General features: G+C 65.4%; 13 protein-coding genes. 8 read left to right on the forward strand and 5 right to left on the reverse strand.

Annotated elements, in window-relative coordinates:
- Positions 1 to 52: 52 nt before the first annotated feature.
- The 4 genes from V8J55_RS09885 to V8J55_RS09900 form a co-directional block, all read right to left on the reverse strand.
- Positions 53 to 1,900, reverse strand: coding sequence for a DEAD/DEAH box helicase (locus tag V8J55_RS09885; RefSeq protein WP_336445437.1), 1,848 nt, complete (start codon positions 1,898 to 1,900; stop codon positions 53 to 55).
- A 67-nt stretch (positions 1,901 to 1,967) separates the two neighbouring features.
- Complete coding sequence (locus V8J55_RS09890; RefSeq protein ID WP_336445438.1) at positions 1,968 to 3,146, reverse strand: NAD(P)/FAD-dependent oxidoreductase; 1,179 nt, start codon at positions 3,144 to 3,146, stop codon at positions 1,968 to 1,970.
- Positions 3,147 to 3,152: 6 nt separating this feature from the next.
- The gene (locus tag V8J55_RS09895) at positions 3,153 to 3,332 is read right to left on the reverse strand and encodes a hypothetical protein (protein WP_037518413.1); all 180 of its coding nucleotides are present in this window, start codon (positions 3,330 to 3,332) and stop codon (positions 3,153 to 3,155) included.
- Positions 3,329 to 3,805 carry a GreA/GreB family elongation factor gene (locus V8J55_RS09900; protein ID WP_336445439.1) on the reverse strand — a complete coding sequence of 159 codons (477 nt, stop codon included), beginning with the start codon at positions 3,803 to 3,805 and terminating at the stop codon, positions 3,329 to 3,331. Before V8J55_RS09900 ends, V8J55_RS09895 begins: the two co-directional genes overlap by 4 nt.
- A gap of 125 nt (positions 3,806 to 3,930) precedes the next feature.
- On the opposite strand from V8J55_RS09900, the gene V8J55_RS09905 reads away from it, so the two are divergent.
- Together V8J55_RS09905 and V8J55_RS09910 are read left to right on the forward strand one after the other, a co-directional pair.
- Entirely contained in the window at positions 3,931 to 4,683 is a 753-nt protein-coding gene (locus tag V8J55_RS09905) for a head GIN domain-containing protein (RefSeq protein WP_336445440.1), read from the forward strand.
- Positions 4,684 to 4,726: 43 nt separating this feature from the next.
- Positions 4,727 to 5,437 carry a head GIN domain-containing protein gene (locus tag V8J55_RS09910; RefSeq protein ID WP_336445441.1) on the forward strand — a complete coding sequence of 237 codons (711 nt, stop codon included), beginning with the start codon at positions 4,727 to 4,729 and terminating at the stop codon, positions 5,435 to 5,437.
- Between the two features lie 153 nt (positions 5,438 to 5,590).
- Here V8J55_RS09910 and V8J55_RS09915 read toward each other — a convergent pair whose 3' ends face one another.
- The gene (locus tag V8J55_RS09915; RefSeq protein WP_336445442.1) at positions 5,591 to 6,394 is read right to left on the reverse strand and encodes an SDR family oxidoreductase; all 804 of its coding nucleotides are present in this window, start codon (positions 6,392 to 6,394) and stop codon (positions 5,591 to 5,593) included.
- Between the two features lie 112 nt (positions 6,395 to 6,506).
- On the opposite strand from V8J55_RS09915, the gene V8J55_RS09920 reads away from it, so the two are divergent.
- The 6 genes from V8J55_RS09920 to V8J55_RS09945 all read left to right on the forward strand — a co-directional run bounded on the left by V8J55_RS09920 (position 6,507) and on the right by V8J55_RS09945 (position 13,619).
- Positions 6,507 to 7,046, forward strand: coding sequence for a hypothetical protein (locus V8J55_RS09920; RefSeq protein ID WP_336445443.1), 540 nt, complete (start codon positions 6,507 to 6,509; stop codon positions 7,044 to 7,046).
- Between the two features lie 77 nt (positions 7,047 to 7,123).
- Positions 7,124 to 7,390: a hypothetical protein gene (locus tag V8J55_RS09925; RefSeq protein WP_336445444.1), complete on the forward strand. Its 267-nt coding sequence runs from the start codon at positions 7,124 to 7,126 to the stop codon at positions 7,388 to 7,390.
- A 107-nt stretch (positions 7,391 to 7,497) separates the two neighbouring features.
- Positions 7,498 to 10,233 (forward strand): preprotein translocase subunit SecA, encoded by a 2,736-nt coding sequence (gene secA / locus V8J55_RS09930; protein ID WP_336445445.1) that lies wholly within the window; start codon positions 7,498 to 7,500, stop codon positions 10,231 to 10,233.
- Positions 10,234 to 10,438: 205 nt separating this feature from the next.
- The gene (locus V8J55_RS09935; RefSeq protein ID WP_336445446.1) at positions 10,439 to 11,878 is read left to right on the forward strand and encodes a circularly permuted type 2 ATP-grasp protein; all 1,440 of its coding nucleotides are present in this window, start codon (positions 10,439 to 10,441) and stop codon (positions 11,876 to 11,878) included.
- Positions 11,878 to 12,819 (forward strand): alpha-E domain-containing protein, encoded by a 942-nt coding sequence (locus V8J55_RS09940; RefSeq protein WP_037518400.1) that lies wholly within the window; start codon positions 11,878 to 11,880, stop codon positions 12,817 to 12,819. Before V8J55_RS09935 ends, V8J55_RS09940 begins: the two co-directional genes overlap by 1 nt.
- Positions 12,816 to 13,619, forward strand: a complete 804-nt coding sequence (locus V8J55_RS09945) for a transglutaminase family protein (protein WP_336445447.1) — start codon at positions 12,816 to 12,818, stop codon at positions 13,617 to 13,619. The genes V8J55_RS09940 and V8J55_RS09945 overlap by 4 nt, the downstream gene beginning before the upstream one ends.
- The last annotated feature ends 46 nt before the right edge of the window (positions 13,620 to 13,665 follow it).

Here is a 13,665-nt window from a genome sequence, read left to right on the forward strand (position 1 = left end):
CGCAAGGGCGGTGCGACAAAAGCCCCTCCCCGTCGGGGGAGGGGTTTATGGCCTACTTCGACGGACGGCGCGGGCTGCGCTGGCCGTAGGGCTTGGGCTTGTAGCGTTCGTTGCCGCCGGGACCGCCGGGGCCACGCGGGCCGCGCGGACCCGAACGATCGCCGAAACCGCGATCGCCGCCGGGCGCACGGCCGAGCGTGCTGCGGGGCGCGTTGTCGCGCGGACCCTTATCGCGGCGCGGCGGATAGGTCGGGCCGTCGGGCGCGGGCGTGATCGACACGCCGCTGTCGTCCTCGCCATCGGCGTTGGCGCTGCGTACCACCGCTTCGGCGAAGCGATCGGCTATGCCACGCGGGATGTTGAACATCGTTTCCTTGGGACCGATGCGGATCGCGCCGATCTCGTTCTTGCTCACATGGCCACGGCGGCAGAGCAAAGGCAGGATCCAGCGCGGGTCGGCATTCTGGTGGCGGCCGATATTGAGGCGGAACCAGACGCTGTCCTCGAAGCCCTCGCGGTGGTCGCCACCACGCTCCGGACGTTCGAAACGTTCGCCGCGCTCGGGGCGGCCGGCACCGTCGCGGCCGCGCGGGCTGTTGTCGAGCAGATCCTCGGGCGGCGGCATCAGCGCGCGGTGCGCCTGGACGAGCGAGGCAGCGATGTCTTCGGGCGTGCGCTCGGCCATCAGGCGCTGCGCGAGTTCCAGATCTTCGGGCTCATGTTCGACGGGCGTGAGCAATTTTTCCATCAACCGTTCCTGATCGCGCTTGCGCACGTCGGCGGCGGTCGGGGCGTCCATCCATTCGGCGTTGATGCGCGCACCGCGCAGCATGCCGTCGACGCGGCGGCGCCGCGGATAGGGGACGATGATGACCGCGGTGCCCTTTTTGCCCGCGCGGCCGGTGCGGCCCGAACGGTGCTGGAGTGCTTCGGCGTCGCGCGGGATTTCGACGTGGATGACGAGGCTGAGCGTCGGAAGGTCGATGCCGCGCGCGGCGACGTCGGTCGCGACGCAAACCTTGGCGCGGCGATCGCGCAGCGCCTGCAATGCGGCGTTGCGCTCATTCTGGCTATGCTCGCCCGACAGCGCGACCGCGGCAAAACCGCGCTCGACGAGGCTGGCGTGGAGGCGGCGCACATTGTCGCGCGTCGCGCAGAACAGCATTGCGGTTTCGGCGTCGTGCAGGCGGAGCAGGTTGACGACCGCGCCTTCGATGTCGGCGGGGGCGACGGTTACCGCCTGATAGGCGATGTCGCCATGGCCGCGGTCTTCGCCGACGGTCGAGATGCGCAAGGCATCCTGCTGGTAACGCTTGGCGAGCTGGACGATCGGCTTGGGGAGTGTCGCCGAGAACAAAAGCGTGCGGCGCGCCGCGGGGGTGCCGTCGAGGATTTCCTCAAGGTCGTCGCGAAAGCCCATGTCGAGCATTTCGTCGGCTTCGTCGAGGACGGCGACGCGGAGCGCGGTGAGGTCGAGCGCGCCGCGTTCGAGGTGATCGCGCAGGCGGCCCGGGGTGCCGACGACGATCTGCACGCCCTGACCGAGCGCACGGCGTTCCTTGCTGGCGTCCATGCCGCCGACGCAGGTCGCGATGCGCGCGCCGGCCTTGGCGTAGAGCCAGCCGAGTTCGCGGCTGACCTGCAGCGCGAGTTCGCGCGTCGGTGCGACGATCAGCGCGAGCGGCGAGGTTGCGAAGGGCAGGCGGCCGTCCTCGATCAGCTCGTCGGCCATCGCGAGGCCGAAGGCGACGGTCTTGCCCGAGCCGGTCTGGGCGGAGACGAGCAGGTCGCGGCCCTTGGCTTCGTCTTCGGTGACTTGCGTCTGGACGGGGGTGAGCGCTTCATAGCCGCGCGCGACAAGGGCGTCCGAAAGGACGGGGGAAAGATTCTCGAAAGGCATTTTTATCTCAATAATATGGGCGGTCACCGGTGCGGTGACGGGCCGACGGAAAAGGGGCTCAATGGGCTTAAATCACCTGTCCGGCAGCGTGTCCGCTAGCCCAGGCCCATTGAAAATTATAGCCGCCTAACCACCCTGTGACATCTACGGCTTCGCCGACCGCATAGAGGTTCGGGACGGTTTTGGCCATCATTGTTTGCGAGGATAGGTTTGCAGTCGAGATTCCGCCGACGGTGACCTCGGCTTTGGCGAAGCCTTCGGTGCCGTTGGGACGGAAAATCCAGCCCGCGAGCCGCGCCCCTGCATCGGCGAGCTTGCGGTCGGTCTGGGCGCCGAGTTCGCCGGGAAGCGCGAGGCGTTCGGCGAGGGTTTCAGCGAGTCGGTCGGGAAGCATGGCGCCCAAGGCGGCGCGCATGGTGGTGCGGGGGCGGGTGCGTTTGGCTTCGAGCAGCCAGCCTTGCGGCGCTTCGGGCAGGAGGTCGATCGTCACGGGTTCGCCGTGGCGCCAATAGCTGCTGACCTGAAGAATCGCGGGCCCCGACAGGCCGCGGTGGGTGAAGAGAGCTGCTTCGCGGAACGCAGCCTTGCCCGCGCGCGCTTCGACCGGGGCGGCGATTCCCGACAGCTCGCGGAACAGGACATCGTCGCCGCCTAGTGTCAGCGGGACGAGTGCGGGGCGCGGTTCGACCACCTTCAATCCGAACTGGCGCGCGAGATCATAGGCGAAGCCCGTCGCGCCCATCTTGGGGATCGACGGGCCACCGGTCGCGATGACGAGTGCCGGGGCGGTGAAGGTCTGGTCGCCGAAGCGGACGGCGAACTTGCCGTCTGCGTGCGTCACGTCGCTCACCGGCTGGCCGGTGCGGACATCGACACCGACTTTCGCCGCTTCTTCGAGCAGCATAGCGACGATCTGTTTCGCCGACCCGTCGCAGAAGAGCTGGCCGAGCGTTTTCTCGTGATAGGCGATGCCGTGGCGCTCGACGAGCGCGATGAAATCGGCGGGGGTGTAGCGCGCGAGCGCCGATTTGGCGAAATGCGGGTTCGCCGAGAGGAAGCGGTCGGGCGCGCTATTCACATTGGTGAAGTTGCAGCGTCCGCCGCCCGAGATCAGGATCTTCTTGCCCACCGCGTCGGCATGGTCGAGCAGCAGCACGCGGCGGCCGCGTGCGCCCGCGACCGCGGCGCACATCAGCCCGGCCGCGCCGGCACCCAGCACGATGGCGTCAAATTCGGTTGCGGACATGGTGGCTCAGTGCAGCTTTGCGATCGAAAGGCTGTCGGCCTTGGCGCGGATTTTCACCGATTCCTCGCTGCGCGTCAGCGCTTTCGCGATCGACTTCAGCGGCATGCCTTTTTTGGCGAGCGTGTGGAGCTTGTCGATCTCGGCCGGGGTCCACGGCTGTTTGTGGCGTTCGAACTTGTCTTTCATGCCTGCGTCTCCGGGTCGGCTTCGACGGCGAGGATCGCGATCGCATCCTCGCGGTCCTGATATTCGACGCTTTCGCCAGCCTCGGCGCCCATCAGCGCGCGAGCGAGCGGGGCGGAAAAGGCGATGTGGCCCCGCGCCGGGTCGGCTTCGTCGCCGCCGACGATCGTGATCGTCTTTTCGGCCTTGTTCAGCCGGTACGTCACGCGGCTGCCGATGCCGACACTGCCGTCCGCGGGCGGTGCCTGCACCTCGGCAGTCGATTGCCGCGTGTGGAAATAGCGCAGGCGGCGCTGCAATTTCTTGCGCGCGTCCTCGTCGGCGGTGTCCGCGATCTCGCCCTCAAGCCGCGCGACCTCCTCGCCGAGCAGGCGCAGCCCGCGCGGAGTCACCAGGTTCGGGCCGACCGCGATGGGCAGCTCATATTCGGGTTCCTTATGCTCGTCGTCGCTCTCGCGGCGAAAGGCTACGCTCATGGTCGGGCTTTCGGTTTCGGGGGAGAAATTGCCCTCTGGACGCCGAAGGTGGCGACAAGATGGCAGACCGCTGGACAGCGTCGGCGATCGTGTGTTATGCAAGCAATACACGAAGGAGATTTACAATGCGGAACTGGATGATGGCGATTTTGCCGCTGGCGCTCGTCACGGGCTGCAACGCCTCGGCGCCCAGCGACGAGAAGCAGGCCGAGCGTAGCGGGCCGCCGGCCAGCGCCGGGCCGATCACGACGCAGAGCTATGCGCTGACCGGATTCAGCCGCGTTGAAGTCGCGGGCCCCGACGATGTCACCATTCGCGAGGGCGACGCTTTCTCGATCATCGCGCGGGGCCGCAAGGAGGCGCTCGACCGGCTCGAGATCAAGCTCGACGGTCCCGATTTGAAGATCGGCCGCAAGCGCGAGGGCTTCAGCTTTTCGAGCCGCGACGAGGATGACGTCGATATCGCGATTACCATGCCCCGGCTGACCGCCGCGCGCGTGACCGGGTCGGGATCGATCGACGCCGACAATGTCGACGGCGATGCCGTCGAAGCCGTGGTCACCGGATCGGGCGACCTCAAGGTGGCGAAGCTGACCGGCAAACGCGCCGATATCACCGTGTCGGGTTCGGGTGATATCGAGATTGGCGGCGGCACGATCGGATCGGGCGAGCTCAGCGTCACCGGATCTGGCGACATCGACGCCGACGGGCTGGTCGCGACGACGCTCGAGGTATCGGTCACCGGATCGGGCAATGTCGACGCGCAGGCGACGGGCACGGCCGATATTCGCATCCTCGGGTCGGGCGATGTGACGCTGGCCGGCGGCGCGACCTGTTCGACGCGGCAGATGGGTTCGGGCACCGCGACCTGCGAATGATGCGATGCTGGTGCCGCCCGCCCGGACGGGGTAAGGCGGCACCATGACGCTTGCCTCAAGATGCGCCGCGATCGCGGCCGCCGCCCTGCTTGCCGCCGGCCCTGCATGGGCCGCCGAAAAGCGTTATGGCCTCACCAGTTTCGAGATGATCGACGTCAGCGCCGATGTGACGGTCGAGGTGGTGACGCGGGCACCGGTGAGCGCTGTGGCGACCGGGCCGCAGGACGCGCTCGACCGCCTGAGCGTCGAAGCGCGCGACGGCAAGCTGGTGATCAGCGAACGCCAGTTCGCGGGCGACGAAAAGCGCCGCGCGCCGCGCGGGCCGGTGACGGTTCGCGTTAACGCCGCGAACTTGCGCGCGGCGACGCTTTCGGGTGCGGGATCGCTCCAGATCGACAGGCTTAAAGGGCAGCGCGCGATGGTCGCACTGCGCGGGCCCGGACGACTGGTGGTCGGCCAGATCAGTGCCGACCGGTTGCAGGTCGCGATGATCGGAAACGGCACGATGACCCTTGGCGGCGCGACAAAGAATGCGCAGATGACGCTGTCGGGAGCGGGCGCGGTCGATGCGGGGGCGCTGTCGGTCGACGAACTGATCAGCGACAGCGAGGGCGCCGGCGATCACATCCTGCGCGCGGTCAAGAGCGCCGCGATCACCGCGCGCGGGATCGGCAAGACCGTCGTACTCGGCAAGCCGGTCTGTACGGTGCGCAATATCGGCAGCGGCTCGGTGACGTGCGGGTCGGGGAAGTAACAGTCGGTAGCGACCGAAAGTGGTCGCTCCACTTCTTACTTCGTCATCCCCGCGAAAGCGGGGACCCAGCGAGCCGCCGTCGCAACTGGGTTCCCGCTTTCGCGGGAATGACGAAGGTGGGATTGTCCACTGCCGACGCCAATGCCGATTAACTCAATGCCCCGCCGCGCCCAGCCCGTCGATCTTTTTCGACTGGCGGACGATCAGCCCGGGGAACCAGCGCGCGAGGCGTGACAGGCGCTTCGCCATCTTGCCGACCGTCGTGTGGACGCTCGTTCCATGCACCGCTTCCCACGCCGCCTCGGCGACGCGTTCGACGGGGACGATTTCGAAGCCGCTGGCGGACAGGCGGGTGCGCGCGGGTTCGTTGCTGTCGGCGCTGACCTGGTCGAGCAGGGGGGTGTCGATGAAGCCCGGCATCAGCGACCGCACCTTGATGCCATGTTTGGCGAATTCGATTTCGAGCGCTTCGGTGAGGCCGCGCACCGCGAACTTGGTCGCCGAATAGATCGCGAGGCCCGCGACGCCATAGAATCCCGACGCCGACCCGGTGTTGAGGATCGTCGATCCCGGGGTCGCGCGGAGCAGCGGCAGCGCCATATAGATGCCGTTGACGACGCCGCCGAAATTGATCGAGATCAATCGGTCGGCCTCGGCCGGCGGCATATCGGCGAACTGCCCGCCCGTGCCGATGCCGGCGTTGTTGAAGAGGACGTCGAGGCGGCCGCCGCTCTGCGCGGCGAAAGCGTCGAGCGCGGCCTGCCACTGGTCGCGATCGCGGACGTCCATCACATGGCGCGACGACGCGCCTTCGGGAAGCAGCGCGGCGGTTTCATCGATCCCGGCGCGGTTGACGTCGGCGATGCCGACGAACCAGCCCTGTCCGGCGAAATGGCGCGCGACCGCACGGCCGATCCCCGATCCGCCGCCGGTGATGAAAATCGCCTTTCGTGCCATGGGTCCCTCCTTACATTGATGTCAGCGCGACAAGATGCGAAGTTGACGTTTCCGTCAAGCGGCAATCGCGGCTTGGCAAGGCGAAGCACGGCTCGCTAAGAGGGCGGCGATGATGACCCGCGGCCTTCGCTTTTTCCTCCTGTCGTTGCTGATGCTGTGCGCGGGCCTCACCGCCCCGGCGCGCGCCGAGGTGGTCGTGAGTTTCTATAGCCATGATTTCGGCGACCGCTTTCCGCACGCCTTCATCGTGATGAAGGGGACGGTCGACGCGACGGGCGAGGTGGTCGACGCCAATTACGGTTTCACCGCGGTCTCGGTCAGCCCCGCGATCCTCTTCGGGGCGGTGAAGGGCAAGGTGGAGTCGTCCGAACCCGATTATATCGCCAAGAGCGATCGCCAGTTCGACGTGACGGTCGACGATGCGACCTATGCGCGGATCATGGCGAAAGTCGCCGAATGGCGCGACCGTGCGCAGCCGAGTTACAGTCTTAATAAGTTCAATTGCGTCCATTTTGTCATGGAGCTTGCCGAGACGGTCGGATTGAAGGTCGATCGCAAGAGTAAATTTTTCAAGAAGCCGAAGAGTTTCCTGATCGAAGTGCGCGGATTGAACTCCGAACTGGCCGTTCCCGCGACGACCTCCGCCCCCTAGACGCCGCGCCGCTTTCACCCTATGTTCAGGGAACGGGGCGCAATAATCGGGGCTCCGGATGTAGTTAGGGGCGATTCTTGCGGCTGTTGCTGACCCTTTTGGCATTGTTGACCGGCCTGGCGACCGCCGACCGGGCCGTTGCCGCGCCTGCCGTTCCGGCAGCGATGGGGTCGCTGGTCATGTTCGCCGAAACCGCGGGCAAGGCCGAAACGAGCGACGTCGAGCGCCGCCCGACCACGACCGCCCCGACCCGCCGCACCTCCAGCGGGAGCGGCAAACCGCGCAAGGCAGCCCCGCCGCATCTTCCCGGCCTGCTCACCGGCAGCGACCGCGCGCTCGAATAGAGCAGCGTTTCAGCGCCTTTTTTGAGGCGCCGCCCCGCAAAGGGGCCTTTTTCATATGTTCGCGCGGTCGAAGCGCCGCCAATTCATTCTAATTCCAAGGAAAATCCATGTTTTCTGGCCTTGCCAAGAGCCTGTTCGGCTCGTCCAACGACCGTTATGTCGCCTCGATCCGCAAGATTGTCGACAAGATCAACGCGTTCGAGCCCGCGATGCAGGCGCTCGATGACGCCGGACTGCAGGCGCAGACGCAGGCGTTTCGTGACCGTCTGACCGCCGGCGAGACGCTCGACGACATCCTGCCCGAAGCCTTTGCCACGGTGCGTGAGGCCGCGGTCCGCACGCTCGGCATGCGCCATTTCGACGTGCAGATGGTCGGCGGTGTCGTGCTCCATCGCGGCGAGATCGCCGAAATGGCGACGGGTGAAGGTAAGACGCTGATGGCGACTTTGCCCTGTTACCTCAACGCGCTCGAAGGCAAGGGCGTCCATGTCGTCACCGTCAACGACTATCTTGCGACGCGCGACGCCGAATGGATGGGCACCGTCTATGGCTTCCTGGGCCTGACGACCGGGATCATCGTCCCGAACCTCAACGAAACGCAGCGCCGCGACGCCTATAACAGCGACATCACCTATGCGACGAACAACGAGCTGGGGTTCGATTACCTCCGCGACAATATGAAGTTCGACCGCCAGCAGATGGTCCACCGCACCTTCAATTTCGGCATCGTCGACGAGGTCGATTCGATCCTGATCGACGAAGCGCGCACCCCGCTGATCATCTCGGGCCCGACCGACGACAAGTCGGAGCTGTATATTCGCGTCAACGAGGTCGTCCTCAACCTGACCGAGGATGATTATGAGAAGGACGAAAAGTCCAAGTCGATCAACCTGACCGAGGACGGCACCGAGCATGTCGAGCGCCTGCTCGAAGCCGCCGGCCTGCTCCAGGGCAACAACCTCTATGACATCGAGAACACGCAGGTCGTCCATCACGTCAATCAGGCGCTGAAGGCGATCCAGATGTTCCGCATCGACACCGACTATATCGTCAAGGACGGCAAGGTCGTCATCATCGACGAGTTCACCGGCCGCATGATGGACGGGCGCCGCTGGTCCGACGGCCTGCACCAGGCGGTCGAGGCGAAGGAAGGCGTGCAGATCGAGCCCGAAAATCAAACTCTGGCTTCGATCACCTTCCAGAATTATTTCCGCATGTATCCCAAGCTTTCGGGCATGACCGGCACCGCGGCGACCGAAGCCGCCGAATTCTTCGACATCTACAAGATGAATGTCGTCAACATCCCGACCAACCGTCCGATCGCGCGCGTCGACGACGAGGATGAATTCTACAAGAATATCACCGACAAGTTCGGCGCGATCGCCAAGACGATCCGCGAAGCGAACGAGCGCGGCCAGCCGGTGCTCGTCGGCACCGTGTCGATCGAAAAGTCCGAGCTGCTGTCGTCCTTCCTTGAAAAGGATGGCGTGCCGCACAGCGTGCTCAACGCGCGTTTCCACGAAAGCGAGGCGCATATCGTCGCGCAGGCGGGCCGCACCGGTGCGGTGACGATCGCGACGAACATGGCGGGCCGCGGCACCGACATCAAACTCGGCGGCAACGAAGAATTCCGCATCGGCGACGAGCTCAAGGACCTGCCCGAAGGCGCCGAGCGCGACGCCGCGATCGCCCGTATCCACGAAGAGGTCGCCGCCGAGCGCGAGGCGGTGCTGGCCGCGGGCGGGCTGTTCGTGCTCGCGACCGAGCGCCACGAAAGCCGCCGCATCGACAACCAGCTGCGCGGCCGTTCGGGGCGTCAGGGCGACCCGGGCCTCAGCAAATTCTACCTCTGCCTCGACGATGACCTGCTGCGCATCTTCGGTCCCGACACCTTGTTCTCCAAGATGATGAACAAGAATCTGGAGGACGGCGAGGCGATCGGGTCGAAATGGCTGTCGAAGGCGATCGAGACCGCGCAGAAGAAGGTTGAGGCGCGCAACTACGACATCCGCAAGCAGGTCGTCGAATATGACAACGTGATGAACGACCAGCGCAAGGTCATCTATGAACAGCGCGGCGAGATCATCGACAGCGAGACCGTCGACGAGGTGATGACCGCGATGCGCGCCGAAACGGTCAATTCGATCGTTGCCGACGCGTGCCCCCCGGGCAGCTATCCCGAACAGTGGAACGTCGAGCAGATGAAGGAGCGAGTGGAGAATATCCTCGATCTTTCGCCGCCGATCGATGCCTGGATGGAGGAAGACGCGGTCGACGCCGAAATCTTCGAAGAGCGCATTCAGGCGGCGGCCGATGCGGTCGCGGCCGAAAAGGCCGCGCTGGTCGACGAGGAAACATGGAAGGGGATCGAGAAATCGGTGCTGCTCCAGACGCTCGACCATCATTGGAAAGAGCATCTCTCGACGCTCGACGCGCTGCGTCAGGTCGTCTTCCTGCGCGCCTATGCGCAAAAGCAGCCGATCAACGAATATAAGCAGGAAGCCTTCGCGCTGTTCGAACGCATGCTGCAGAATATCCGCGAGGATGTGACGCGCACCGTGGCGCGGATCGACCTGCGCTTCGAAGAGCCCGAGGCGCTGCCGCTGCCCGACCTGCCCGATTTCCTGACGACGCACATCGATCCGTTCACGGGCGAGGATAACAGCGCCGATCTCGACGACGGTCAGCTGGGCGTGATCGCAAATACGCTGCCGCCGATGCAGTCGCCGCGCCCGGACCTGCCCGAGGGCGAAAATCCCTATGCGGCGCTCGACATCAGCCGCAACGCGCCGTGCCCCTGCGGTTCGGGCCGCAAGTACAAGCACTGCCACGGCGCGATCTGACACGCTCGCCGCGCGCCTTGGACGCGCGGCAAGTGTTTGATGTTACGGTAACACCGCGGCTCACGCGCCCGCTTGCCAAGGCCAGCGGGCGCGATTAGCATTGCCTTCACAAGCCCGGTGGCCACGTAGCCGTCGGGCAACGCAGCAGCAGGAACATGGGTAGGCTGCGCGCACCGAAGACATCGGGCGCGCGGCGGATGACGGCATGTTGCGTGGAAAGGGCAGGCGCATTTCCTTTTTCGATGAAATGACGAGCCAGGAGGGCGGAACCCGGTCGCCCTATCGAGACTATTGCGGGTGGTTCGAGGCCGAGGATGCGGCGCGCATCCAGCGCAAAGCGCAGCAGGCCGAGGCGCTGTTCCGTACCACCGGGATCACCTTCAACGTCTATGGCGCCGCCGACGGCGACGAGCGGCTGATCCCCTTCGACGTCGTGCCGCGGATCATTTCGGCCAGCGAATGGCGCCGCCTGTCGCGCGGGATCGAGCAGCGCGTGCGCGCGCTCAACGCTTTCCTCCACGACATTTATCACCGGCAGGAGATTTTGCGCGCCGGGCGCGTCCCGGTCGAGCTGATCGCCGGGAACGAAGCCTTTCTGCCGATGATGATGGGCCTCGATCCGCCAGGCGGCATCTATACGCATATCAGCGGCACCGACATCGTGCGCACCGGCGCCGACGAATTCTATGTGCTCGAGGATAATGCGCGCACCCCGTCGGGCGTGTCGTACATGCTCGAAAACCGCGAAACGATGCTCCAGATGTTTCCCGAGCTGTTCGCGAAGGTGCCGGTGCGCGAGGTCAGCGACTATCCGATCAACCTGCTGAAATCGCTCGCCGCGTGCGCGCCGCCCGCGTGCGGGGGAACGCCGACGGTCGCGGTGCTGACCCCCGGCATCCACAACAGCGCTTATTATGAGCACAGCTTCCTCGCCGACCATATGGGCGCCGAACTGGTCGAGGGGCACGATCTGCGCGTTATCGAGGGGCGCGTGGCGATGCGAACGACGCAGGGCTATAAGGCGATCGACGTCATCTATCGCCGCGTCGACGATGATTATCTCGACCCGCTGAATTTCCGCCCCGATTCGATGCTCGGCGTTCCGGGCATCTGGGACGTGTATCGCGCCGGGCGCATCACGATCGCCAACGCGCCGGGCACGGGCATCGCCGACGACAAGGCGCTGTACAGCTATATGCCCGACATCATCGAATTCTACACGGGCGAAAAGGCGCTGCTGCCCAATGTGCCGACGTGGCGCTGTTCGGACCCCGAGCATCTGCGCGAAGTGCTCGACCGGCTTCCCGAACTGGTGGTCAAAGAGGTCCACGGGTCGGGCGGTTATGGGATGCTGGTCGGCCCCGCCGCGAGCAAGAAGGAAATCGCGGCCTTCCGCGCCAAGCTGGAGGCGAACCCGGGCAATTATATCGCGCAGCCGACGCTGTCGCTTTCGACCGTGCCGATCTTTACGAAGAAGGGTCTCGCGCCGCGGCACGTTGATCTCCGTCCCTTCGTGCTGATGTCGCCGCAGGGGATCACGATCACCCCCGGCGGCCTGACCCGCGTCGCGATGACCAAGGGATCGCTGGTGGTCAATTCGAGCCAGGGCGGCGGCACCAAAGACACCTGGGTATTGGAAGACTGATGCTCGGCAAGACCGCAGGCTCGCTCTTCTGGATGGCGCGCTATCTCGAGCGCAGCGAAAACAACGCGCGCCTGATCGACGCGGGGTTCCGCATCGCGCTGACGCGGTCGAGCACCGCGGCCGCCGAATGGAAGTCGGTGCTGGTGACCGCGGGGGTCAATCAGGCGTTCCAGGCGGCGCACGGCGATTACAGCTCGGCGCGCGTGATCGATTTCCTGCTCCGCGATCCCGCGAACCCGTCGAGCATCATGTCGGTGATCAGACAGGCGCGCGACAATGCCCGCACCGCGCGCACCGCGCTGACCCGCGAGACGTGGGAGGCGGTCAATACGAGCTGGATGACGCTCGTCGCGCTGCTGAAGCGGCCGGTGCGCGAGGACGATCTGCCCGACGTGCTGACGACGATCCGCCAGCAGAGCGCGCATGTTCGCGGGGCATTGAATGGCACGATGCTGCGCAACGACGGCTATCATTTCGCGCTGCTCGGCACGTTTCTGGAGCGCGCCGACAACACCGCGCGCATCCTCGACGTCAAATATTATCTGCTGCTGCCCTCGGTCGCGCATATCGGCAGCTCGATCGACAATGTGCAGTGGGAGACGATCCTGCGGTCGGTGTCGGCGCATCGCGCCTATCGCTGGCTGTACGGGGCCGAGATCAGCGCGCTCAAGATTGCCGAATTCCTGATCCTCTACCGCCAGATGCCACGCAGCCTCGCCTTTTGCGGCGAGCGGATGGAGGACCATCTGGCGCAGTTGCAGCGGCATTATGGCGAGGAAACCGAAGCGTGGCGGCTGGCGCATGCGCTCGCCCACGAAACGCTCGCCGGGCCGATCCAGTCGATTTTTGACGGCGGTCTGCACCAATATGTGACCGGATTCCTTCGCGCCAATGCGGCGCTCGCGCGCCAGATCGAGCGCGATTACAGGTTTGTGGAATGAAACTGCGCGTCGAACACACCACCCGTTACCAATATGATGCGCCGGTCAGCTATGCGCTGCAGCAGCTGAAACTGACGCCGAAGGACCGGCCGGGGCAGCAGCGTGTCCACGGTTGGACGATCGAGGTTGAGGGCGGCGCGCAGCAGCTTCACTACACCGACCATCATGGCAATGGCGTCGACCTGATCGCGGTGCAGGGCGGATCGAGCGAGCTGGTCATCCACTGTCATGGCGAGGTCGAGCTGGAAACCTGGGACGGCGTGATCGGTCAGCATCGCGGCGCGATGCCGCTGTGGACCTTTCTGCGTCCGACGCCGTTGACGCGCGCGGGGCGGCATGTCCGCTCGCTGACCGCGACGCTCGGCCGCGACTATGGCAACGATATCGAGCGCGCGCATGCGCTGTCGGCGCTGATCATCGACCGGCTGGCATACCGGATCGGCTTTACCGATGCCGAGACGACCGCCGAACAGGCGCTCGGCAGCGAGGGCGGGGTGTGTCAGGACCATGCGCACATCTTCATCGCGGCGATGCGCCACCTCGGCCATCCGGCGCGCTATGTCTCGGGCTATCTGATGATGAACGACCGCACGCATCAGGATGCGACGCACGCATGGGCCGAGGCGCATTTCGACCATATCGGCTGGATCGGCTTCGATGTCAGCAACGGCCATTCGCCCGACCAGCGTTACATCCGCGTCGCGACGGGGCTCGATTATCGCGACGCTGCCCCGGTTCGCGGCATGCGCTATGGTGCGGCGCAGGAAAATCTGGTTGTTCAATTGCAGGTCCAGCAATAAGCGGGCTGGACGATCGGGACTTTCCGGGCGGGGAAAACGGGATTCG

Origin of the sequence: Sphingopyxis sp. CCNWLW2 (assembly GCF_037095755.1) — a bacterium.
Classification (GTDB): Bacteria; Pseudomonadota; Alphaproteobacteria; order Sphingomonadales; family Sphingomonadaceae; genus Sphingopyxis.

What these genes read in the sequence shown, in the direction of transcription:
- V8J55_RS09910 (WP_336445441.1), top strand. Translation starts at nt 4,727, where the DNA reads ATGACGCTTGCCTCAAGATGCGCCGCGATCGCGGCCGCCGCCCTGCTT.
- V8J55_RS09895 (WP_037518413.1), bottom strand. Translation starts at nt 3,332, where the DNA reads ATGAAAGACAAGTTCGAACGCCACAAACAGCCGTGGACCCCGGCCGAG.
- secA (WP_336445445.1), top strand. Translation starts at nt 7,498, where the DNA reads ATGTTTTCTGGCCTTGCCAAGAGCCTGTTCGGCTCGTCCAACGACCGT.
- V8J55_RS09940 (WP_037518400.1), top strand. Translation starts at nt 11,878, where the DNA reads ATGCTCGGCAAGACCGCAGGCTCGCTCTTCTGGATGGCGCGCTATCTC.
- V8J55_RS09905 (WP_336445440.1), top strand. Translation starts at nt 3,931, where the DNA reads ATGCGGAACTGGATGATGGCGATTTTGCCGCTGGCGCTCGTCACGGGC.
- V8J55_RS09915 (WP_336445442.1), bottom strand. Translation starts at nt 6,394, where the DNA reads ATGGCACGAAAGGCGATTTTCATCACCGGCGGCGGATCGGGGATCGGC.
- V8J55_RS09920 (WP_336445443.1), top strand. Translation starts at nt 6,507, where the DNA reads ATGACCCGCGGCCTTCGCTTTTTCCTCCTGTCGTTGCTGATGCTGTGC.
- V8J55_RS09935 (WP_336445446.1), top strand. Translation starts at nt 10,439, where the DNA reads ATGTTGCGTGGAAAGGGCAGGCGCATTTCCTTTTTCGATGAAATGACG.
- V8J55_RS09945 (WP_336445447.1), top strand. Translation starts at nt 12,816, where the DNA reads ATGAAACTGCGCGTCGAACACACCACCCGTTACCAATATGATGCGCCG.
- V8J55_RS09885 (WP_336445437.1), bottom strand. Translation starts at nt 1,900, where the DNA reads ATGCCTTTCGAGAATCTTTCCCCCGTCCTTTCGGACGCCCTTGTCGCG.
- V8J55_RS09900 (WP_336445439.1), bottom strand. Translation starts at nt 3,805, where the DNA reads ATGAGCGTAGCCTTTCGCCGCGAGAGCGACGACGAGCATAAGGAACCC.
- V8J55_RS09890 (WP_336445438.1), bottom strand. Translation starts at nt 3,146, where the DNA reads ATGTCCGCAACCGAATTTGACGCCATCGTGCTGGGTGCCGGCGCGGCC.